The organism is Methylocystis sp. WRRC1 (assembly GCF_020733155.1).
Lineage (GTDB): Bacteria > Pseudomonadota > Alphaproteobacteria > Rhizobiales > Beijerinckiaceae > Methylocystis.
On the sequence record NZ_JAJFZJ010000001.1, the window covers coordinates 2,990,174 to 3,012,871 of the forward strand.

The following is a 22,698-nucleotide window of genomic DNA, read 5'->3' on the forward strand; positions in this document are numbered from 1 at the left end:
GGCTCAGGCGAGCGGGCTTGCGTAACCGTCGCTCTGCGGCGCGCCATAGGCCGCGGAGAGCCGGGCCGGCGCCGCGCTGCGATTGAGCCGCGCGATCAGCCAGACGGAGACGCCGACTTCGGCGAGCGCCAGCCCTGCCAGCAGCAGGAAAAAAAACCCGCTGATGCGCAGGAGGGATTCCAGCCCCACCAGAAAAGCGATATGCGCCGCCGGAATTGCGATGATGATGAGACTGCCTCCGGCGCCGCGCCGGCCGGTGATGTTGCCGAAACTCAGCACGAGCGCCATGGCCAGAAGCGTATGCGCCAGCGCCAGCGCCGGCACGCCGAAACGCTTGGCCGCCTCCGCCCGCCATTCGCCTAGCTGGCGCGGATCGCCTTTCGCGCTTTCGTAATTGGCGAGGAAGGCGCCGGCTGACAATTCATAGACGCCGCGCCAGCCGCGGTCCGGCAGGCCCCCGCTGCCCTGCATCGGCAGGGCCATGGCGTATTCGTCGAAATTGGCGATGCGAACGTCGCCGGACGACAGCGAGCGGGTCTGGATGCTGCCATTCGACAGCGCGACGATGACGCCTGATTCATTGCGGCGGAACTCGGCGCGCGCCGCGGTGATCGTCTCTTCCTGCATTTTCTCGATCGAGAGCTGGCGCACGAAGAGATTGGCGGCGAGATCGGGCGTGACCCAGCGCTCGATGTAGAGCGTCTTCACGCCATTGTCGAAAGTATAGAAATGCGCCGCGTCCAGCATGCGGTGGTTGAGCGAATTGCGCACGACGTTGAGCACGTCCTGCATGTTGGTCGCATAATGCGGCGCGATGAAATTGGCGAGCGCATAGCCCAGCACGACGATTCCGGCCGCGAGGGTCAGCGCCGGCCGGCAGATCGACCATGCCGAAAGGCGCAGCGCGTAGAGCACGGCGATCATGCCTTCGCTCGCCATGCGGGAGAATTCGAGCGCCGTCGCGACGCCGACCGCCATCGGCAGCGTGACATAGGCCACGGTCGGCGTGATGCCGACGAGCGCGGGAATCACCAAGCCGCCGCGCACCGCCGCCGGCGGCAACTGATAGAGCAGGTAGGAAAGGACGACGGGAACCGACAGCGCGAGCTGCACGACCAGCACGCCGAATCCGACGCGCTTGAAGAGGTAGGAAAAAAGCAGCCGCGGCATGGCCGGTCTTACCTGTGGGGCCGCGTCATTTCTTGAACCTCGCCCAGGCGGCCCTGGAATATTCCGTCCAGGCGGGGTCGAAGACGCCGCGCGAGGGCAGGGCGGTCGCGCCGGCCCAATGCGCGAAATAGATCTCCTTGCCTTCGTAATCGACCGGCTTGCCGTCCCTGAAAGTGACGCCCGGCGCCTTGTAGAAGCTCTCGTGCGAGGCGTTTTCAACGACATTCGGCAGCAGCTCGATCTTCAGGCCGCGCCGATGGGTGACGAAATTGACGAGCGGCTGCGCGAACAGCTGGCCGCGCTTGCGCACGTCGTGGAAAATCGCGGCGTCGTCGCGCATCGTGTCGATGAAGTCGGAGAGCTTCAGATATTTGTTGGACGTAACCCAGAAGCCGTCGTTGAACAGCAGCACGTCCTTCAGGAACGGATATTTTTCGCGACGCTCGTTGTAGACATATTCGAAGCTCGGAGAGGCGACGATGAACTCGGTCTTGCCCTCCTCCAGCTTTCCGAAAACCGGCGTGAAGTCGCGAAAGAGAATCACGTCGACGTCGACATAGGCCACTTCGTCGAGCGGCAGGGCGAGCGCCTGCAGCTTGCGCAGCCGGCGGCGGTTGTTGTTGAAAAAGCCGGGGTACAGCTCATGCGAGAGCCTGTCGATCTCGACCGGCTCCTCCGCGATATAGGTCGCGCCGTAGATGTCGGCGGCCTTCCGCGTCATGGCGACATTGTCGTCATAGGGAATGAGGTAGATCGGCAGAGACGAATTGGTGTCGCGGTAGCTCTCGAGGAACGGCAGCAGCCAGTCGATGATCTTGTCGTTGCCGACGATGGCTATGCCGTAACGTTTGCCGGCGCTCCCCGCGCCGGTCTCGGCGTCCGGGGCGCGGAGGGGTGGATTCGGGAGACGAAGGCTCATATAGGGGGTGTACTTGTAAAGTTCAGGCAAAAGCAAGGGGGCGCAGATCGGACCTCTTCCGCCCGCCGGTCAGCCTCTGGCCGGCAAGACAGTCGCCGTCGTCCACGCCGCCTGGCATTCCTGCGGCAGCTATCAGGTCAATGTGGCCCAGATTGCGGCCTATCGGGCGCTGGGCGCGCGAGTCCTGTCCGTCGCGATGATGGACGATCTTGCGTCGCGGCCGCCGGGCGGGGCGCGGTGGCGGGCCTATGTTGCGGCCACGCATGACATCGGCGCCGACCGTCGCTTCTTTTCCGGCCCGCCGTTCGCGGGTCTGGCGTCGCGTCTTCTCGTCGACGGCTGGTGGCGGCTCATCCACGGTGATCAGGCCAGCTGGCTGATCGAACTCGCAAGGCGCGCGCCGTTGCCGGACGGCTTCGGGGAGGAGACCGTCGACCTCATCCACGCCAACCATTATTTCACGCTGCCCTTCGTCGAGACCCTGAAGAACGGGCGGCGCATTCCCGTGGTGCTGGAGACCCAGGACATTCAGGCGCGCCAATATGTCCTGCGCAACAAGGGCGGCTTCTTCATCCCGCCCTATGCGACCTATGACAACATGCTGAAGGTCGAGCTCGACTGGATGCGCCGCGCCGATCTTTCCGCGCATCTGAATGAGGAGGAGTTTCACGATTTCCGGGATCTCCTCCCCGATTCCCGTCACGCGCTGATCTATCCGGCCGTGCCCGAAGTCCCCCGCGCGGCCGGGCGCGACGTCATCATCGTCGCGAGCGACAATTACGCCAATTACGTCAGCCTGCGCTGGTTTCTGGAGGAGGTCGTCCCGCTCTCGGGGGGCGCGCGCGTTGCGATCTACGGCAATATCGACGGCGGCGTGAAGCGTCGGGACGGGGCCCTTTACGAGGCCCATCGCGCGCTGTTCAGGGGGCGGGTCGACGACATTGGCTCCGTCTACGCCAACGCCGGCGCCGTCCTGCTGCCCACGATCGAAGGTCACGGCCTGTCGATCAAGGCGGTCGAGGCGCTCTGCTGCGGCGCCCCTCTCGTCGCGACGCCGCTGGCGTTTCGCGGCATGAAGGTCGATCCGCATGCGCTGGGCAATGTCGCTCTCGCCGACGACGCCGCGCAATTCGCGCGACATTGGCGCGAGGCGCAGGAGCGGGCCGACAGGGGCGAGACGCCGCCTCTGGAGAGCGACACGCGGCGTCTGTATGAATCTTCCTTCAGCCCGCAGGCTTACGCGCGCACGCTGGCGGCGGCGGTGGAGCCGCTCCTTCAGTAACGATCCTTCTTGAGGCGGACAGGCAGTGCTAAGGTCGCGCCGTTGACAAACACTCTACTCGCGGCGGGATGATGGACAATTACAAAGTTGAAACGGATTCCCGCCCGCTGGCCGGCCGCCGTGTCGCGCTGACGCATCCGGCGTGGCACTCCTGCGGCACCTATCGCGTCGTGCTGGGCCAGATCGCCGCCTATCGCGCGCTGGGCGCGGAGGTGTTCCCCGTCGCCATCAGCTCCGATCCCGGTTTCGTTCCGGGGCGCGCGTGGATCTGGAAATCCTTCAGCGATTCGACGCCGGAGCTCGACGCCGGCGCGCGCTTCTATGGCGGCGCATCCTTTCTCGCCATGCTCGATCCGCGGTTCCTAACGCGCGTGTTGTGGCCCTATATCCATGGCGATCAGGCCGTCATACGCCTAGGCATGGCGGAACGGGCCGTCCTCTCGCCGGAGGTCGAGGCGGCGGAATATGACCTCGTCCACTGCAACCATTTCTTCCTGATGCCGGTCGCGCGCCGCCTCTCGCGCGGTCGCGCGCCGATCATGCTCGACACCCACGATCTGCAGGCCCGCCAGTTCGCGCTGATCAACGAGCGCATGCCCTGGCTCCCGCCGCGCGTCACCTATGAGGCGATGCTGGCGCAGGAGCTGGAGGCGATGCGCGGCGCCGATCTTTTGTTGCATCTCAATGCGCAGGAATCCGACGCCTTTCGCGCCATGTTGCCGGAGAAGCGCCATTCGCTGCTCTATCCCGCGACGCCGCCCGCCCCGACCGGCCCCGGCGGCGAGGACATCGTGCTTGTCGCGAGCAACAACACGGCAAATGTCGAAAGCGTGATCTGGTTCCTGCGCGAGGTCGCGCCGAAAGCGGCGGGCGTGACGGTGAAGATCGCCGGCAATGTCGACGCCGGCGTGCGGGCCCGCGCCCCCGAGGAATATGCTTCCTACAAGCGCTGGTTTCTCGGCCGGGTGGACGATCCCGGCGCCGTCTATGCGACGGCCCGTCTGGCGCTCTTGCCGACGATCAGCGGCACGGGCCTTTCGATCAAGACGGTCGAGGCCATGTCCAGCGGCGTCCCTTTGATCGCGACGCCGCAGGCGCTGCGCGGCATGGACGCGGAAGCGCTCTCGCTGCCCGGCGTAAGCCTGGCGGATACGGCAGAGGATTTCGCGCGCGCGCTCGTCGAGGCTGCGCGGGCGCCGGCCGCGGACGAATCGGCGCGGAGGGCGAGCGCGACGCGCGCCTACTACGACGCGCGCTTTTCATCCTCCGCCTACGAGCGCAATCTCGCCACGCTCACGGCTCCGCTTCTTGCGCGCGGATCGTGACTTTTTACGCTGTGAAAACACGGCCTTGAAGAAAGTGTGGCGCAATCGCAACGCCGGCGCGAAAATCACGCGGCCGGCGGTTGTTAGAATTTCTTCATCAATTCAGTGGTGTTACCTTGGATATCGACGTGCTGCGCGGGGTCCCCGGCGGCCTTGCATTGGAGACGGGTAAAATGACTTTCAAGGCTACCGTTGTCGGCGCATTGGCGTCGGTCCTCATGATCGGCGCCGCCTCCGCCGCGGATCTCCCCAGCCGAAAGGCCCCGCCGGAATACATTCCCCCGCCGCCGGTCTTCAGCTGGGAAGGTTGGCACATCGGCGTCGTCGGCGGCTATGGCGGCGGCTCGTCCAGCACCAGCTCCTGGATATGGGACTTCGGTGCCGTTCCCGCCGTATGGAACGTCAACACCTCGCGGGGCACGAGCGGCTATCTCGTCGGTTACGAGAGCGGCTACACGTGGCAGTTCTCCAACAATTTCGTTCTGGGCTACGAGTCGGAGTTCAGCTACGCCGACGTGCGCAGCAACAACACCAACTCCTGGTTCGGCGGCGTGAGCAATCGCCTCGAGTGGTTCGGCGCCGAGCGGCTCCGCTTCGGCTACGCCTTCGGCCGCATCCTGCCTTACGTCACCGGCGGTCTCGCCTATGGCCGGGTGAAGGCTTCCGGCACGGATTCCATCGGCGGCTTCCTGTTCCCGACCAACGCCTCGACCTGGCAGGCCGGCTGGACGGTCGGCGCGGGTCTCGAATACGCCTTCTGGGACAAGTTCTCGATCAAGGCCGAATATCTCTACACGAGCATGAAGGGCCCGAGCGGCACCGGCCTCGCTTTCCCGAACGGTTTCCGCACCTTCGACGGCCGCGGCTTCGACACGCATCTCGCCCGCGTCGGCCTGAACTACAATGTGAAGAGCATTGGCGCGCTGCTCGGATGGGATGGCCTCGGCCTCTGATCGACGCAAAGCAACCGACGCCTCGCGCGTCGTTCGAGCCCGGCCGGTTTGGCCGGGCTTTTTTGTTTCGCGGCGCGGCCTCGACGGCGCGGCGGGATGCGATATTGTCTTATGTCATGATCCGCACAACACCGATAATTTCGCCGGCCTCGGGTCTCGCTCAGCTCACCGATCGGTCCCGAGAGATTTTCCGCCAGATCGTCGACAGCTATCTCGCCTCCGGGGAGCCTGTCGGCTCGCGGCAATTGTCGCGTCTTCTGCCGATGACTCTGTCGCCTGCGTCCGTGCGCAATGTGATGCAGGATCTCGAAGAGCTTGGCCTCATCTACGCGCCGCATACGAGCGCGGGACGCCTGCCGACCGAACTCGGCCTGCGCTTCTTCGTCGACTCCATGCTGCAGGTCGGCGATCTCGACGACTCGGAGCGCGCCCGCATCGCCGCCGAGGTCGAGGCCGCCTCGAAGGGGCATGATTTCCAGGGCGTGCTGTCGGAGGCGACCAGCCTGCTCTCAGGCCTGACGCGCGTCGCGGGCGTCGTCGTCGCGACGAAGGAAAATGTCCGCCTGAAGCAGATCGACTTCGTGCGGCTCGAGCCCGAACGCGCGCTGGCGATCCTCGTCGCCGACGACGGCACGGTCGAGAACCGCGTCATTCCCGTCGCGCGCGATCTGCCGGCGTCGGCGCTCACCGAGGCGGCGAATTATCTGAATGCGCGCATCACCGGCCGCACATTGGCGGAAGCGCGCGAAGGCATAGAGGCGTCGCGCCGGGCCGCGCAGATGGAGCTCGACGAATTGACCGCGCGTCTCGTGGAGGAAGGGATGGCGAGTTGGGCGGGCGCATCGAGCGGCGCCCGTCAGCTCATCGTGCGCGGACAGGCGCATCTCCTCGAGGATCTGACCGCCGCCGCCGACCTCGAGCGCGTGCGGCTGCTTTTCGCCGATCTAGAAACCAAGACCGGCGTGATCGATTTGCTCGAACGCGCGGAAGAGGGCGAGGGCGTCCGCATCTTCATCGGCTCGGAGAACAAGCTGTTCTCGCTCTCCGGCTCCTCGCTGATCGCCGCGCCCCTGCGCGACAGCGAGCGGCGCATCATCGGCGCCCTCGGAGTGATCGGCCCTACGCGGCTGAATTACGCGCGCATCGTGCCGATGGTGGACTATACCGCGAAAGTCGTTGCGCGCGTCGTCGGCGGCGGGTGAAAAGAAACGGGCGGAGACCGTCAGCCCCCGCCCGCGTCATGCTCGCCTGTTTCAGCGTCTCAACCGGATGATCACCGGCGGTGGCCGCCGTGGTGGTGGCCATGGTGATGATGTCCATGATGACCATGATGGCCCCAGTGACCGCCGTGGTGGCCGCCCCAGCCCCAGCCGTGATGACCGCCCCAGTGTCCGTGTCCGCCCCATCCATGGCCGCCGTGATGGTGACCACCATGCGTCCAGAAGCAACGGCCGTAACGACAGACCCACACCGCATGCGCCTGTTCGAGACCCGCGGCTTCGCCTGATTGCGCGACAGCGTCTTTCGGCGCCGCCGGCATGGCCGAGGCGTTCGTCGCGGTCATGGACAGGGCGCCGACCGCCACAGCGGCGGCAACGAGTAAATTCACATGCTTAACCATGTCATGTCCCTTGTGGATGAGGTTTCACCTAAATTGGGCAATCAATTGCAGCCGTTGCGGCTCTCCCACATCTGAATTTCGTTTACGCGCCTTCTCTCCCAGCCGCGCAAATCGCCGTAGGGGGGGAAGCATCCGGGGCCGAATTCGGCCCTGGCGCGGGCCGTTTTGAAACAATATCCGTTACGCGCGTAGATCTTGTTTCGCTCGTACCACAATTCGTCGCAGGACATGTCCGATGGATGCTGCGCTCGCGCCGGCGGCGGCGCCGCAAACAGGCTGCCGCCCATGACAACGGCCGCAATCGCGCCGTGTATGAAGTTTGACGCCCGATAAGCCATTTTCAATTCTCCCTGATAGCGCCTTGTAACTGTGTCGGAAATTGCGAACGTCAACGGTCCGAGCCAGGGCACTTTCTGTAGTGTTGACGCTGCCGCCTCCTCCTGCGCGGTCCCGGGGACGCACATTCCCGCCGTCACATGACATGGCTACGCTCGCGGCCGACATGAATGCGGTGAAAAGTCGCGTTGCAATCCAATCGCCGTGGCGCCCTCGCCACGACCCGTATTATTTCGCGCCTCGATCACATGAAATTCTGCGGATCGACGTCGATCTGCACGCGCACGCCGCCGCGTTCCTTCGGGCTTGCGCCGATGAGGTCCCGCAGGAAGCTCTGCACATCGGCGCTGCGCGGCGCCTTCACGAGCAGGCGATAACGATAACGGCCGCGAATGAGCGCGATCGGCGCTTCGGCCGGGCCGAGAAGCATGATTTCGTCCGCCTCCGGCAGTCCGCCGAGCGCCGCGACGCGGTAGCGCGGCGAGGGCGGCAGATCATGCGCGGCGCGCGTAATTGCGCGGGCGTGCGCCTCGGCGGCGGCGGCGTCCCTGGCGGAGACGATGAGCGCGGCCAGACGGCCGAAAGGCGGCAGCCCCGCTCGCTCGCGAAGCGCGATTTCCTGTGCGTAGAATTTTTCGGCGTCGCCGGAGAGCAGCGCCGCGATGACGGGATGGTCTGGTTGAAAGGTCTGGATCAGCGCGCGGCCGGGCTTGTCGCCGCGCCCCGCGCGTCCGGTAACCTGATTGAGCAATTGAAAGGTGCGCTCGGCCGCGCGCGGATCGCCGCTGCCGAGGCCCAGATCGGCGTCGACCACGCCGACGAGCGTGAGATGCGGGAAATTATGCCCCTTTGCGACGAGTTGCGTGCCGATGACGATGTCGAAGGCGCCTTTTGCGATTTCCTCGAGCTCGCGCCTGAGGCGCTCCGCCCCGCCGGGGAAATCGGACGACAGAACGAGAATGCGCGCGTCGGGAAACAGCGTCGCCGCCTCTTCCGCGAGACGCTCGACGCCGGGTCCGCAGGCGGCGAGCGAATCTTCGGCCTCGCATTCGGGGCAGACGTCGGGGCGGCGTTCGACATGTCCGCAATGATGGCAGACCAGCGCGCGGCGGAAGCGATGTTCGACGAGCCACGCGTCGCAGTTCTCGCAGCGGAAACGATGGCCGCAAACGCGGCATAGAGTGAGCGGCGCATAGCCGCGACGATTGAGAAACAGCAGCGCCTGTTCGCCGCGCGAGATTGTTTCTCCGACGGCGAGGGCCAGACGAGGCGCGATCCAGCGTCCGCGCGGCGGCCCTTCGACGCGCATGTCGATGGATTCGAGCAGCGGCATCGGCCGCGACCCGGCGCGCGCGTCGAGTTTCAGATGTCCGTAGCGGCCGCGTTGGGCGTTTACCCGCGTTTCGATCGACGGCGTCGCGGAGGCGAGCGCGATGGTCGCGTCCTCCATGCGCGCGCGCACCACGGCCATGTCGCGCGCGTGGTAGGAAACGCCGTCGTCCTGCTTGTAGGCGCCTTCGTGCTCCTCATCGACGACGATGAGGCGCAGGTCGCGAAACGGAAGAAACAGCGCCGAGCGCGCGCCGGCGACGACGCTGAGTTCGCCTGTCGCCGCCGCGCGCCAGATGCGCGCCCGCTTGCGCGGGGAGACGCCCGAATGCCACTCCGCCGGCTTCTCGCCGAAACGCGTCGCGAAGCGTTCGAGAAACTGCGCGGTGAGCGCAATCTCCGGCATCATCACCAGCGCCTGTCCGCCTTCCTTCAGCGCGGCGGCGATGGCTTCGAAATAGACTTCCGTCTTGCCGGCGCCGGTGACGCCTTCGAGAAGGAACGGCTTGTATGCATGCGCCCGCACCGCCGCGGTCAGCGCCTGTGCGGCCGCGAGTTGCGCGGGCTCCAGCAGCGGCGCGCCATGATCGGGATCGAGCGGGCGCGCAATCGGGTCGGGCGGCGCGGCGATCGTCTCCAGCGCGCCGTCGTCGACCAGGGCGTCGATGACGCCCGGGGAACAGGCGGCGGCGTCGGCCAGCGCCTTTTTCGTGAAGGCCATGCCGCCTTCCGCCGCGGCCAGCACGCGCCCGCGCGTGGGCGTGAGACGCTCGGGCGTTGCGCCGGTTGCGCGATAGAGCGTGCGGAGGGCGTCTGGCGCGGCTTCCTCGGCCGCGCGCGTCGCGAGCCGCAGCGCCATGCCGCGCGGCGCGAGCGTGTAGCGCGCCAGCCAGTCGATGAAGTCACGCAGCTTCTGCGACAGCCGCGGCCGATCGAGCCGCGTGATGACCATCTTGAGATTGCCGCGGGCGGCGGGCGCCGCGTCGACGGCCCAGACGACGCCATAGGCCTCGCGCGTCCCCAGCGGAATTTTCACGCTGTCGCCGGGTTGAAGCCCCAGCGCCGGCGGCGCGAAATAGGAGTAGGGCGCATCGACGGCGACGGGCGGCAGGACCTCTACGATCTGCGCCTGCGAGTTGGTGGTGTCTTCGGCCCCGCTCATGGAGCCGTCATAGACCATATTTCGGTCGTCGCGAGGACTCCCTGCCGCAGGGTCGACTAAGAGACGTTCACGGCAGCAGTCTGGATAGCGGTTTGGGGATTTTCAGACCCGGAACGGTCACGCAGAGGTTGGTCGTTGGCCCCTCGAGTTCAAATTTGTAGCTCGTCGCGTCGGGACGCCGCGCCTCTACGCTCTCCTCGGGCGTCTTGAGCGAAAATATGGCTTCGATCGCGCCGCGCTCGACCTGCGACAATGTGTTGAACAGAACTTCGCGCTTCGGCTTGAGTAACGGCAAATGCCCGCCGAGGCGGGTGATGCGGAGCAGGGGTCCCTTGTCCGGGTCCGCCGCCGGGTTATCGGAAGGGCTTTCGCTTTTCTCCGTTCCCGGCGACATGAGACCGTTCCCCTTTGCGCGAGAATGACCGTTACTTATGGGCTGCGGCCTCGATCGCGCTCCTGGCGTCCGCAACCTTTTTCTTCGCCCGGCCGACGGCGGTCTTCTCGAGTTTCTTCAAGCTCTCCTTGGCCTTGGTCGACTTTTCGGTCAATCCGAGCACATCCGCCGGCTTCAGCAGGCTCGTCCTGAAGGCCGCGGCCATGGCGCGCGGTTCTACCTCCGTCACGCCGACGCTGGACCACGCCGCCGCAACCTTGCGCGCGACGTCATCGCCGAAATAGTCGCGTGCGACGGAGATCGTCTCCGCGGCGCATTTGGCGAAGTCCGCATCCGCCTTGAGGCGTTCGGTGAGGGTCGTGTACCATATCTTTCCGAGAACTTCCCAAGCCGGCTTTCCGACCGCGACCGCCGCGAGATAGAAAGCATGGTTGGGGATTCCGGAATTGTAGTGAACCCCGCCCCAGTCGCCGTCGGCGTTGTTGGGAAGATCGACATATTGCGACATATGCTTGGGTTGCGGGTCCTTGCCGCCCAGACGCGGATCGTCGTAGGCGCCGCCCGGATTGCTCATCGACCGCAGTCCGACGCCATGCACGCCGGGGAGCAGCAGGTCGCCGCCAATGTTCCAATCGGCGGTCATCGGATCATTCTGCTTCGCGTCGCCCTTGTTCGCCCCGTGCCACTGACGCACCAGAATGCCGAAAACGTCGGAGAAATGTTCGTTCAGCGCGCCGGGCTGATTCTCATAGACCAGATTCGCTTCATATTGCGTGACGCCATGGGTGAGTTCATGCGCGACAACGTCGATCGACTTGGTGAAGCGATCGAACGCGATCCCGCTGCCGTCGCCGTAGATCATCTGCCGGCCGTCCCAGAAGGCGTTGTCGAGACCCTCGGCGCCCTCCTGATAATGAACCGAGGAAGTCAGGGTGAGTCCGGCGTTGTTGATCGAGGAGCGGTCGAACAGCTTCTTGAAGAAGTCCCAGGTCACGCCGGAATATTCATAGGCTTCGCGCACCGCCGGATCGGCGGGCGGCTGACCGCCTTCGACGAGCACCTGTTTGCCCGGCAAATCCCCGCCCCGCTCGCAGTCATAGATGATCCGCTTGAGCGGCGCGGGTTTGGCTGCGAGCGACTTCACGACCGCGGTCGCGGAGAAGCGTTCGATGCGGCGCTCACGCAACCGCTTCATCACTTGCTGGACATGCTCAGCGATACGCCTCAGGCGCTCATCGCCGGAGCGCTCCATGCCGGTGAAAATATAGGGCGGAATGATCGAGCAAAAACCACACTCGCAGGACGTATCCATACGCATGAAACCCTCCTTTTGGAAAAAATGATTTGTCGCAATCCGCGCGCTTGCGGCGCGTATCGGCACATAAAGAAACGTCGGGGGACGGGTGAAGTTCCCTGTGTGACGTAATAAGGCTGGAGGCGGGACAAGGCCGCCTCCAGATCAACCCTGTAGCGTTCCGTCCGGGCGGCTCGCGCCCGCGGAATGCGTGGGCTTCGCGTTATTAATTATTAATGCTCCGCCGCCACTTTCAGGTGGATCAGGGCGCGTTCCGCATGACGGACGCCGGCGGCGAGACGTTTTGCGTCATGCGTCCGCTTCGCGGTCTTGATGGCCTGACGAAGATGAGTGATCGCCATTTTCACATGGCCCTTAGGATCGAACCCGCCAGCGACGGCCTCTCGCGCGTGGTCGAGCGCGTTATGCGTATGCTCCGCGAAGGATGAAAACATGTGTTGCTTGCCTTCGTGGATCGCCTCCCTGGTCTCGGCGACCGCCTGGGTGATATGGTGGTTCTCCGCCAGCGCGGCGCGCGGCGCCAGCGCGAGAGCGAAGCCGAGGCCCAGCGCGGCGAAGACGAGTCGACGATTGATCATGAATATTCCTCCCTCTCGATAACGCGGCGCCGGCGCGGTCGCGCCATGTCACGCGTTTTCACACAGCTTGGACATAGCGCTCCTGTGAACGCGCGCCAGCGTGGCCGCGCCTTTCAGGATGGAACAAATTGACGCGGGAGTTCCTCGCCTTGGCCTTGCCTGTTTTGAATTGGGACGAAGTCGAAAGTCGCCCTTGCCGGCGGGCCATCGATACGACAAGTTAATCAGGGGACCAGATTGTTTTCTATCGCGCGGGCGCCGGTTCCGCTACGGGTTTGGCGCTTTTTTCGGCTTGACGTATTTGAGCAGGGATGAATTCCATGTCGAATGAATTTTCACCTTCCGCCAAAAGCGCGGGTCGCGCGAATGGTGCGGAAAATCCGGACGGGCCATTCAGCCTGGAGCGCGTCATTTGCGCCGAGCTCGCGCAAATTGAAAGCATCAACACGACGCGACGAAAGAGCGGGCTTGCGTCGCCGCTCCCGCAAAAGGAAAAGCCGAAGGAGCCGATCGGCCCGTTTTCGGCGGCGCTCGACAGCATCGCCGTTATCGCAAAGACTCTGGGCAGAGGCGTCGCAGGCGAGCAGCCGTCGTCGGGAGAGGCGAGCGCGGAGATGCGGGATGGATCGGCGTCGTCGGATGCGAAACCGCCGTGGCTGGCGGAAGATTTCGAAAAAAAGCTGTTCGATGCGGAGCTCACTGCGCTTTGTCTCTCGGGCGGCGGCATCCGCAGCGCGACGTTCTGCCTCGGCGTCATCCAGGCCCTAGCAAAACAAGGGCTGTTGCGAAAATTCGATTACCTCTCGACGGTTTCCGGCGGCGGCTACATCGGCTCCTGGCTCTCGGCCTGGGCGTCGCGCGAAGCGGGCGGGATGAAGGGCGTCGAGGAGCGGCTGAACCAGCAGGGCGAGCCCCCGGAGCTCACCGGCCTTCGTGAATTTTCCAATTATCTGACGCCTCGCGCGGGGCTGATGTCGTCCGACACCTGGACCGGCGCGGCGACGGTCGTTCGAAATCTGCTCATCAACTGGTTGCTATTCCTGCCGCTGTTCCTGTTGCTTGTCTGGGTTCCGAAAATCACCGTTCTGCTTCTGGAGAGGTTGCATTACGAGTTCGACGCCGGCGGCGGCGTTTCGCCCTGGGCGCTCCTCATGAGCGCGGCTTTTCTTTACGCCGTTGCAGAACTGTTCACGAGCAAGCAACTGGTTTCCATACAGGCGCAAAAACGTCGGGAACGGCTGGAGCGAGAACAGCCTTTGGCCCGAATGCAATCCGACCACGTCGAGGCGACGCCCTATGGCGCGGGCGAGGTCATGCACTTCGCATGTGTGATTGTTCCGATATATTTGGCCGCCTGTCTGACGACGGCGGTGCTCGTTTATTTCCGCGACAGCATCGCCTTCGACGATCCATCGACATGGTTCTGGTTCGCGGCCGCCGGCGCAAATTTATGGGCCGCGCCTTTCGCCATCGCAGTTTTCATTTCGTTTATTCGCGGCGAGTGGGGCGAGAATCTCGGAGCGCAGTTTTCTTCCAGCGATTGCGACGACGGCGCAAACAGACATCTATGCGAATTGCCGCGAATGACCGTTTCGCGCATCTTCGCCGGCGCGGTTTTCGGCGTCTTTCTGCTGATTGCCTTTCATATTATTGGAGAGGTCGTCGGTGTGCGGGACTCCCGCTATGCGGTGGTCTTCGGCGTCACCTGCTGCTTTGTCGCCCATCTCGCCGGCAGCATCCTGTTTGCGGCGACGAGCAGCAAGAATGCGCGGCTCGACGATCTGCTCGAATGGACGGCGCGCTCCGGCGGCTGGTTCATCGTCATAGGGCTGGCCTGGACGGTTTACGCTACTTTGGTCCTTTGGGATCCGAGGCAGGATTTGCCCGGCGTCGACATGAAGGACTGGCTCGGCGAATGGGCCAACGGGATCATAGCCTCCGTCGGCGGCGCGACGGGCCTCGCGGCGGCGCTCTTCGGACACAGCAAATCTACGGCGGCGACACAAGGCGATACGAAAAGCATGAGCGCCGTCAATTGGAGCCGCGTGGCGGTGGCTGGCGCGCTGCTGTTCACGGTCGCGCTGGTCTTTGAATTGTCACGACTGATGGATTTAATCCTGCTGCCCGATTCTCTCGCGAAAATCGTCGCGCATCACAGGGTCTCCGACGACACGGTCTTCGTCTTTCTGATTGCCGCGATCGTGATGCTGATCTGGGTGACTCTCGCCGCCTGGATGATCAACGTCAACAAATTCTCCCTGCACGCCTATTATCGTTATCGGCTGATGCGCGCCTATCTCGGCGCGTCCAATGCGGAGCGCCGCCCCAACCGCTTCACGGGGCTCGATCAGTACGACAACGTCATGATGAGCGAACTGACCAGGGTGAAGCCGCTGCATGTCGTCAATACGGCGCTCAATATCGTTCACGGCGACTCGCTCGCGTTACAGGAGCGCAAGGCGTCGTCCTACGCTTTCACGCCGCTGACCGCCGGCAATCCGCGGCTGGGTTATCGGCCCGCCGAGCGCTACGGCGACCAGGTCAGCCTCGCCACGGCGATGGCGATTTCGGGCGCGGCGGTGAGCCCCAACATGGGATATCACTCGTCGCCGTTCCTGACATTCATCATGACGCTGTTCAACGCGCGACTGGGGTGGTGGCTGGGCAATCCGAAAAAGAGCAATTGGGAAAAGCCGGGACCAAGCCTCGCGCTGTGGCCTTTCATGATGGAGCTGTTCGGCCTCACCAACGAACAACAATATTACGTATATCTCAGCGATGGCGGCCATTTCGAAAATCTCGGCGTCTACGAGATGCTGCGCCGCCGCTGCTGCACCATAGTGGTGATCGACGCCGGCTGCGACGCGGACCTGAAATACGAGGATCTCGGCAATCTGGTGCGCAAGGCCCGCATCGACCTCGGGGTGGAAATAACTTTCGACAAACCGCAGCCCGCGGCGACCGGCGGCGATCCCAGGCGTCTCGGCCTGACAAATCGCCCCGCCGCGCTCTGCGCCGCCCCTTACTGCAACATCGGCAGCGTTCAGTATCCGGACGGCGAGGGGATGGGCGCGCTCGTTTATATCAAGGCGGCGATCCATGGCGACGAGCCGGAGGACATATGGAGCTACGCCGCCGCCCATCCCGATTTTCCGCATGAATCGACGGGCGACCAGTTCTTCAGCGAGTCGCAGTTCGAGAGCTACCGGCGCCTTGGCTATCACATCGGGTTGAAAGTATTCGGCGGACAGGGAGAGCCGCGTTCGTTTTCGATCGATCTCGAAAAACGCGCTTCCGAGCACTGCCGTCGCTGAGCTTGGCGGGCGCCGCGCGGCGGATTCGTCGGCTCCTTGCGTGTCACGGGAGGGGGCGGCGCCTTCGCAAGGCTTGCATTTGGCGCTCCGTCTCCCTATCCCTGATCCAGCCAGTCGGCTGGATGGCCGCTGCCGCGAGGCAGAGGAAAGTCCGGGCTCCACGGAGACACGGCGCCGGATAAGGTCCGGCGGGGGAGACCCCAGGGAAAGCGCCACAGAAAGCAAACCGCCGCGCTTGCGCTCGCAAGAGCGCGCCGCGCGGCAAGGGTGAAAGGGTGCGGTAAGAGCGCACCGCTGGGACGGTGACGCCCCAGGCATGGCAAGCCCCGCCGGGAGCAAGACCGAATAGGGGTGACACGGGAGTTCGCTCCCATGCCCGTCTCCGGGCCGTCGCCCGGGTTGGTCGCCAGAGGCGGTCGGCGACGACCGTCCCAGAGGAATGGCCGTCACGTCGCGCCGGGCAACCGGCGCGGCCATACAGAACCCGGCTTACAGGCCGGCTGGCGAATTTTTTGCGTCCGCGCCGGCGGCCGGCTGCGCGCGCCGCGCCGATCCCGGCCCGGCGTAAACGCTCCCTTAACACTAACAAAGCTTAATGGAGTAAGGCGCCATAGAGGCGCTTCGGCCCGCCGCCGTCTCTTCGACGCTTCGAAAAACCAATGCCCGTCCAACTGATTTCGTCGCGACGACCAGAGACCGGGAGCCGGTTTGCCGCCGGCGGAGGGGCTCATGCGCGGGGACTTGCGTCCCGATACAGGCTTGCAAAGGGGCGGATGGCGATTGGCGTCAAGGCAGGGAGCAGGGGGATGACGACGGGTCGCGGCGCGGACGGCCTCGCCGCCACAGGCGGAGCGGCTCGCCATGTTCCCGTGCTGCTGCGCGAAGTCATCGACGCCCTTCGCCCCACGCCCGGCGGTCGCTATCTCGACGCCACATTCGGCGCAGGCGGCTATACGCGCGCGATCCTCGCCCATCCGGAAACGCGCGTGCTGGCGCTCGACCGCGACCCGAACGCCGTGCGTGACGGCCGGCCGCTGGTCGAAGAGGCGCGGGGGCGGCTCACGCTCGTCGAAGCGCGCTTTTCGCAGCTCGATGAGGTCGCGCGCGCGCGGGGCTTCGCGCCGCTCGACGGCGTCGTTTTCGACATCGGCGTTTCCTCTATGCAATTCGACGAGGCCGAGCGTGGTTTCTCCTTCCGCGGCGACGGCCCCCTCGACATGCGCATGGAAGGGCGTGGCCAGACCGCCGCCGACATCGTCAACGAGGCGGACGAAGAGACCCTCGCCGACATTCTCTATTTCTACGGCGAGGAGCGCGCCGCGCGCCGCATCGCCCGCGCCATCGTCCACGACCGGAAACTCGCGCCCTTCGCCTCGACCAGAGCGCTGGCCGAGATGATCGCGCGCGTCGCGCCCGGCCGGCCGGGCGACATTCATCCGGCGACGAAAAGCTTTCAGGCGCTGCGCATCGCGGTCAACGACGAACTCGGCGAACTGCTCGACGGTCTCGCCGGCGCGGAGCGCGCGCTGGCCGAGGGCGGACGGCTTGCCGTCGTCACTTTCCATTCGCTCGAAGACCGCATCGTGAAGCAGTTTTTCGCCGAGCGCTGCGGGCGCGGCGAAACCGGTTCACGCCGCCTGCCGGGCGAAGCCGCGCCGCCGCCGAGGAGCTTTATTTGCGAGGGGCGCCAGCCCGTGGCGCCGACGCGCGAGGAGACCGAGCGGAATCCGCGCGCCCGCTCCGCGAAGCTGCGCTTCGCCACGCGCACGGCGGGGCCGGCGCTTCCGCTCGACGACAGGCTCGCGCGGCTCGCCCGTCTGCCCGTCCGCGACAAAGGAAAACCCTGATGCTGCGGCTTCTCAACATCGTCGCAATTCTTTCGCTCGTCGGATCGGCGGTCTACGCCTATTCGATCAAATATCAGACGAGCTATCGCGCCGAGCAGATCGCGAAGACGAAGATCGAGATCAAGGCGGAGCGCGACGCCATCGCGGTGCTGCGCGCTGAATGGTCCTATATGACGCGCCCGGAGCGTTTGCAGCCGCTCGCGGACAAATATCTCGCCGACCTGAAGCCGCTGCAGGTGACGCAACTCGTCGCGGCGCAGTCATTGCCGGAGAAAGCGGCCCGCGTCGACGCCATTGGCAGCAAGCTGGATTCGCTCGGCCTGAGCGCCGCCGCCACGCCGATCGCCGCTCCGCAGGCGCCGACGACGACGCCGAAGGCCGCGCCGGCGACCCCGAAGACTGCGCCCGCCAAGCCCGCAACGAACACCAGGGCGCAAGGCGCAAGCCAGAGCGCCAGCCATGAGCGGCACAAGCAATGACACAGCAACAGCACATGCGCGAGCAGGACATGCGTGAAACTCTGGCGCCGGGGCAGGCGCGAAAGAGCTCCCGCCTTCGCCGCTTCATGCATGCGGCCTTCTCGACGAGCCTGTCGTCGAGCGCGCCGCGCATGAAGCTTGCCGCCTTCGGTTTTCTCGCGCTTTACGGCGTGATCGGCGCCAAGCTCGTTTATCTCGGATTCAGGCCTGAGCCGGCGACGACGCGCCGCGCCGCGGCGGAAGCCGTCGCCGCCTCGCGTCCAGATATTCTCGACCGGAATGGCGAGGTGCTGGCGAGCGATGTGAAGGTGATGTCGGTGTTCGCGGAGCCGCGCCGCCTCATCGACAAGGACGAGGCGACCGAGCTTCTCACCGCCGTCCTGCCGGACGTCGACTCCAAGGAATTGCGCGAGCGCCTCGGTTCGAAGAAAGGCTTCGTCTGGGTGAAGCGCGAAGTCACGCCGCATCAGCGCGACGAGGTCTTCCATCTGGGCCTTCCCGGCGTCGGCCTGATCGCGGAAAACAAGCGCGTTTATCCCAACGGCCCGATCGGCGCGCATGTGCTGGGCTTTGCGAATATCGACAACCAGGGCATCGCCGGCGTCGAGAAATATATCGACGGACAGGGACTGGCCGATCTGCACAATATGGGCTTCGGCGCGACCCCCGACGATCTGAAGCCGATCTCGCTCTCCCTCGACATTCGCGCAACCCATGCGCTACGCGACGAACTCGAAAAGGGCGTCATTCACTTCAAGGCGAAAGCCGGCGCTGCGGCCATCCTGGACGTGAACACGGGCGAAGTGGTCGCGATGGCGTCCCTGCCGGACTATGACCCCAACAAGCCGACCGACGCGCTCGATCCGCTGCACATCAATCGCATGAGCGTCGGCGTCTATGAGATGGGCTCGACCTTCAAGGCGCTCACGATCGCCATGGCGCTCGACTCCGGCAAGGTCAATCTCAACTCGCGGCTCGACGCGCGCGGCGCGCTCTCCTTCGGCCGCTTCAAGATCCACGATTATCACGCGCAAAATCGCGCGCTCACCGTGCCGGAAGTGTTCACCTATTCCTCCAACGTCGGCACGGCGCGCATGGCGATGGGGCAGGGCGTGGAGAAGCACAAGGCCTTCCTGCGCAAGATGGGCCAGCTCACACGCATGCGCACGGAGCTGCCCGAAAGCGCCGAGCCGATCGTGCCCAAGAACTGGGGCGAGCTGAATACGATGACCATCGCCTTCGGTCACGGTCTCGCGGTCGCGCCGCTGCAGGCGATGATGGCCGTGGGCGCCCTCATGAACGGCGGCTATCTGATGACGCCGACCTTCCTGAAGCGCACCCCGGAAGAGGCGATGAAGACGGCGGTGCAGGTCGTCAAGCCCGAGACGAGCGAGGCGATGCGCTATCTGATGCGCCTCAACGCTGAAATCGGCACGGCCAAGAAGGTCAACATCGACGGCTATTTCGTCGGCGGCAAGACCGGCACCGCGGAGAAGGTGATCGGCGGCCATTACTCCAAGAACCGCCTGTTCACGACCTTTATGGCCGTCGCGCCCTCCGACAAGCCGAAATATCTGTTCCTGACCATCATGGACGAACCGCAGGGCCTGCCGGAAACCGGCGGCTATGCGACGGCGGCTTATAACTCGGGCCATGTCACGGGCGAGATCATCGAGCGCGTCGGTCCCATCCTCGGCCTCGCGCCGCGTTTCGAGCCGCCGCATCAGCCCTTCCCCTTGCTTGCGAAACTCGGCTTTGGCATGGCCAATGTTCCGGCCACGGGAGGCCACGGCCACTGATGCGTCTCACTGAACTCCTCGCGAGAAACGACCTCGATCCCGCTCTGGCGGGAATCGAGATTGCGGGACTGTCGGCGGACAGCCGTGCGATCCGCGAGGGGTTCGCGTTCTTCGCCATTCCCGGTCACGCGGGGGACGGACTCTCCTATGTTGACGACGCCAGGGCGCGCGGCGCCCGCGTCGTCGTCGCCCAGCGTCAGTCGGAATGTTCGCTGCCGCTCGTCGTGGTGGACGATGTGCGCGCGGAGCTGGCGCATGCGGCCGCGCGCTTCCATCCGCGGCAGCCGCGAGTGATCGCGGCCGTCACGGGCACGAGCGGCAAGACCTCCGTCGTCGCCTTTCTGCGCCAGATATGGACGACGATGGGCCATGAAGCGGCGTCGCTCGGCACGGTCGGGGTCGTCGACTCCAAGGGCGCGCATTATGGCGCGTTGACGACGCCGGGCCCCGTTGAACTGCATCGGATCCTCGACGAGCTTGCCGGCCGCGGCGTGACGCATCTCGCGATGGAGGCTTCGTCGCTCGGGATCGATCAGCGCCGACTCGACGGCGTGCGCCTCTCGGTGGCCGGCTTCACCAATTTCTCGCGCGATCATCTCGATCATCATCGCGACATGGAAGAATATTTCGCGGCGAAGATGCGGCTGTTCGATACGCTGTCGCAGCCGGGGCGAACGGCGGTGATAGACGCCGACAGCGACGTTGCGCCGCGTGTGGCTGCGGTGTGCGAAAAGCGCGGATTGAACGTCTTCGGCGTCGGCGCCAAAGGCGAGGCGATTGCGGTGCGGGAGGCGCGCGCTCATGCGCTGGCGACGAGTCTGAAGCTGCGTCACGCCGGCGTCGATTACAGTGTCGAGCTTCCGCTCGCCGGCGCCTTCCAGACGTCGAACGCGCTCGTCGCAGCCGGCCTCGCAATCGCCGCCGGCGATGATCCGGCGCGCGTTTTCTCAGCGCTCAACGAGCTGAAGGGCGCTCCCGGCCGGCTCGAATTCATCGGCGAGCGCGACGGCGCTCCGGTCTTCGTCGATTACGCGCACAAGCCCGATGCGCTCGAAAAAGTGCTTGCGACCCTTCGGCCGTTGACAAAAAGACGCCTCATCGTCGTCTTCGGCTGCGGGGGCGACCGCGACAGGGGCAAGCGTCCGCTTATGGGAGAAATCGCGGCGCGCGCCGCCGATGTCGCCATCGTCACCGACGACAATCCGCGCAGCGAAGACGCAAACGCCATTCGCGCGGCGATCATCGAAGGCGCGCGCGGCGGCGGGGCGGAGATCATCGAAATCGCTGACCGGGGCGAGGCGATCTCGAAGGCCGTCGCCGACCTTCGCGCCGGCGACGTGCTCGTGGTCGCGGGCAAGGGCCATGAAACCGGCCAGATTGTCGGCGATCGCGTCTTGCCCTTTTCGGATCACGAGGCAATAGCGCAAGCGTTGCAGGAGCATCGTTCATGAGGCAGGAACCTTTGTGGTCGGGTCTGGCGCTCGTCGGCGCGCTGCATGCGCGCGTGAGCGGCGCGCTCGCGCGCGAGGCGACCGGCGTCTCGATCGATACGCGCACGCTGAAGGCGGGCGACCTCTTCTTCGCAATCAAGGGCGAGGCGCGCGACGGCCATGAATTCGTCCGCGCGGCTTTCGAGAAAGGCGCCGCCGCCGCGGTCATCGACGAAGCGCATGCGGCGGAATTTTCCGGCTCGGGACCGCTCCTCATCGTCAAGGACGTGCAGCGCTCGCTCGAAATGCTCGGCAAGCGCGCGAGAGAGCGCAGCGGCGCCTTCATCGCCGCGATCACCGGCTCCGTCGGCAAGACCTCCACCAAGGACATGACGCGGCTGATGCTGTCGCGTTTCGGCGAGACGCATGCTTCCGTCGCCTCCTACAACAACCAGTGGGGCGTGCCGCTGACGCTGGCGCGAATGCCGGCGGCCTCGCGCTTCGGCGTGTTCGAACTCGGCATGAATCACGCTGGCGAAATTACGGGCCTCGTCGCGCAAGTGCGCCCGCATGTCGCCGTGGTGACGCGCGTCGCAGCGGTTCATCTCGAACATTTCGCCTCGGTCGAGGGCATCGCCGACGCCAAGGCGGAGATCTTCTCCGCGCTCGATGGCGGCGTCGCGATCGTCAACCGCGACGATGCGACCTATGAGCGGCTTGCCGCAGCCGCCGCGCCGACGGCGGGCCATATCTTCAGCTTCGGAGAGTCGGAAGGCGCCGAGGCGCGTCTTCTGTCCTACAAGGGCATCGACGACGGTTGCGAAGTCGAGGCGGAGATTCTCGGCAAGCGCCTCGCCTATCGTATCGGCGCGCCGGGTAAACATATCGCCCTCAACTCGCTGGCCGCGCTGCTCATCGCCGCCGTATTCGACATCGATGTGGAAAAGGCCGCGCTCACGTTAGCCGATTTCACGCCGCCGTCGGGGCGCGGCGCGCGCGAGAAACTGATGGCGCCGAGCGGCCCGTTCACGCTGATCGACGAGAGCTACAACGCCAATCCGACCTCCATGCGCTCGGCTTTCGAGCTGCTCGGCGCGACCACGCCCGGCGCGGGCGGACGGCGTATCGCGGTGCTCGGCGACATGCTCGAGCTTGGCCCTTCCGGCGCCGAGCTGCATGGCGAACTCGCGGGGGACCTTGCGCGCGCCAAGTGTGATCTGCTCTTTACCGCCGGACCGCTGATGGCGAGCCTCTATTACGCCTCGCCCAACGCCATGCGCGCCGCGCATCGGCGGACGGCGCTGGAGCTGGAGGAAGCCGTTCTCGCCGCCCTCCGCGCCGGCGACGTGGTGATGGTGAAAGGCTCGAACAGTTCGCGCATGTCGCGGATCGTCGCCGCCGTCAGGCAGAAATTCGCGCCGCAGAAGGCGAACCAGGGACAATAA

The 22,698-nt window shown here is 65.2% G+C and carries 18 protein-coding genes and 1 other RNA gene; 11 read left to right on the forward strand and 8 right to left on the reverse strand.

What is annotated here, in order from left to right; translation table 11 throughout:
• Window positions 1-3: 3 nt before the first annotated feature.
• Together LG047_RS14515 and LG047_RS14520 are read right to left on the reverse strand one after the other, a co-directional pair.
• Window positions 4-1,170 (reverse strand): LptF/LptG family permease, encoded by a 1,167-nt coding sequence (locus LG047_RS14515; protein ID WP_227967482.1) that lies wholly within the window; start codon window positions 1,168-1,170, stop codon window positions 4-6.
• Window positions 1,171-1,195: 25 nt separating this feature from the next.
• Window positions 1,196-2,089, reverse strand: coding sequence for a hypothetical protein (locus LG047_RS14520; RefSeq protein WP_227967483.1), 894 nt, complete (start codon window positions 2,087-2,089; stop codon window positions 1,196-1,198).
• Between the two features lie 142 nt (window positions 2,090-2,231).
• Between LG047_RS14520 and LG047_RS14525 the strand changes: the two genes are divergently transcribed.
• From LG047_RS14525 to hrcA, 4 genes are all read left to right on the forward strand, one after another.
• Entirely contained in the window at window positions 2,232-3,371 is a 1,140-nt protein-coding gene (locus tag LG047_RS14525; RefSeq protein ID WP_227967484.1) for a glycosyltransferase, read from the forward strand.
• Between the two features lie 68 nt (window positions 3,372-3,439).
• Window positions 3,440-4,696: a glycosyltransferase gene (locus tag LG047_RS14530; protein WP_227967485.1), complete on the forward strand. Its 1,257-nt coding sequence runs from the start codon at window positions 3,440-3,442 to the stop codon at window positions 4,694-4,696.
• 173 nt (window positions 4,697-4,869) lie between these two features.
• Window positions 4,870-5,649: an outer membrane protein gene (locus tag LG047_RS14535; protein ID WP_036287882.1), complete on the forward strand. Its 780-nt coding sequence runs from the start codon at window positions 4,870-4,872 to the stop codon at window positions 5,647-5,649.
• A gap of 116 nt (window positions 5,650-5,765) precedes the next feature.
• Window positions 5,766-6,851, forward strand: a complete 1,086-nt coding sequence (gene hrcA, locus LG047_RS14540) for a heat-inducible transcriptional repressor HrcA (RefSeq protein WP_227968505.1) — start codon at window positions 5,766-5,768, stop codon at window positions 6,849-6,851.
• Between the two features lie 71 nt (window positions 6,852-6,922).
• Here the strand turns inward: hrcA and LG047_RS14545 are convergent, their stop codons facing one another.
• From LG047_RS14545 to smbP, 6 genes are all read right to left on the reverse strand, one after another.
• The gene (locus LG047_RS14545; protein WP_227967486.1) at window positions 6,923-7,270 is read right to left on the reverse strand and encodes a hypothetical protein; all 348 of its coding nucleotides are present in this window, start codon (window positions 7,268-7,270) and stop codon (window positions 6,923-6,925) included.
• A gap of 41 nt (window positions 7,271-7,311) precedes the next feature.
• Window positions 7,312-7,608 carry a YARHG domain-containing protein gene (locus tag LG047_RS14550; RefSeq protein WP_084679309.1) on the reverse strand — a complete coding sequence of 99 codons (297 nt, stop codon included), beginning with the start codon at window positions 7,606-7,608 and terminating at the stop codon, window positions 7,312-7,314.
• A gap of 242 nt (window positions 7,609-7,850) precedes the next feature.
• Complete coding sequence (locus tag LG047_RS14555) at window positions 7,851-10,097, reverse strand: primosomal protein N' (protein ID WP_227967487.1); 2,247 nt, start codon at window positions 10,095-10,097, stop codon at window positions 7,851-7,853.
• 67 nt (window positions 10,098-10,164) lie between these two features.
• The gene (locus LG047_RS14560) at window positions 10,165-10,491 is read right to left on the reverse strand and encodes a protealysin inhibitor emfourin (RefSeq protein WP_227967488.1); all 327 of its coding nucleotides are present in this window, start codon (window positions 10,489-10,491) and stop codon (window positions 10,165-10,167) included.
• Window positions 10,492-10,522: 31 nt separating this feature from the next.
• Window positions 10,523-11,809: a M4 family metallopeptidase gene (locus tag LG047_RS14565; RefSeq protein WP_227967489.1), complete on the reverse strand. Its 1,287-nt coding sequence runs from the start codon at window positions 11,807-11,809 to the stop codon at window positions 10,523-10,525.
• Between the two features lie 209 nt (window positions 11,810-12,018).
• Window positions 12,019-12,384 carry a small metal-binding protein SmbP gene (gene smbP, locus LG047_RS14570; RefSeq protein ID WP_227967490.1) on the reverse strand — a complete coding sequence of 122 codons (366 nt, stop codon included), beginning with the start codon at window positions 12,382-12,384 and terminating at the stop codon, window positions 12,019-12,021.
• 320 nt (window positions 12,385-12,704) lie between these two features.
• Between smbP and LG047_RS14575 the strand changes: the two genes are divergently transcribed.
• The 7 genes from LG047_RS14575 (at window position 12,705) to LG047_RS14605 (ending at window position 22,698) form a co-directional block, all read left to right on the forward strand.
• Complete coding sequence (locus tag LG047_RS14575; RefSeq protein WP_227967491.1) at window positions 12,705-15,698, forward strand: patatin-like phospholipase family protein; 2,994 nt, start codon at window positions 12,705-12,707, stop codon at window positions 15,696-15,698.
• Between the two features lie 110 nt (window positions 15,699-15,808).
• Window positions 15,809-16,206: RNase P RNA component class A (gene rnpB / locus LG047_RS14580), an RNA gene on the forward strand.
• Between the two features lie 298 nt (window positions 16,207-16,504).
• Window positions 16,505-17,545, forward strand: a complete 1,041-nt coding sequence (rsmH, locus tag LG047_RS14585) for a 16S rRNA (cytosine(1402)-N(4))-methyltransferase RsmH (RefSeq protein WP_227967492.1) — start codon at window positions 16,505-16,507, stop codon at window positions 17,543-17,545.
• Window positions 17,545-18,024 (forward strand): hypothetical protein, encoded by a 480-nt coding sequence (locus tag LG047_RS14590; protein ID WP_227967493.1) that lies wholly within the window; start codon window positions 17,545-17,547, stop codon window positions 18,022-18,024. The genes rsmH and LG047_RS14590 overlap by 1 nt, the downstream gene beginning before the upstream one ends.
• Window positions 18,021-19,823, forward strand: a complete 1,803-nt coding sequence (locus LG047_RS14595; protein ID WP_370635057.1) for a peptidoglycan D,D-transpeptidase FtsI family protein — start codon at window positions 18,021-18,023, stop codon at window positions 19,821-19,823. The genes LG047_RS14590 and LG047_RS14595 overlap by 4 nt, the downstream gene beginning before the upstream one ends.
• Window positions 19,823-21,274 (forward strand): UDP-N-acetylmuramoyl-L-alanyl-D-glutamate--2,6-diaminopimelate ligase, encoded by a 1,452-nt coding sequence (locus LG047_RS14600; RefSeq protein WP_227967494.1) that lies wholly within the window; start codon window positions 19,823-19,825, stop codon window positions 21,272-21,274. The genes LG047_RS14595 and LG047_RS14600 overlap by 1 nt, the downstream gene beginning before the upstream one ends.
• A complete protein-coding gene (locus LG047_RS14605; RefSeq protein WP_227967495.1) occupies window positions 21,271-22,698 on the forward strand; it encodes a UDP-N-acetylmuramoylalanyl-D-glutamyl-2,6-diaminopimelate--D-alanyl-D-alanine ligase in 1,428 nt (475 codons plus the stop codon). The genes LG047_RS14600 and LG047_RS14605 overlap by 4 nt, the downstream gene beginning before the upstream one ends.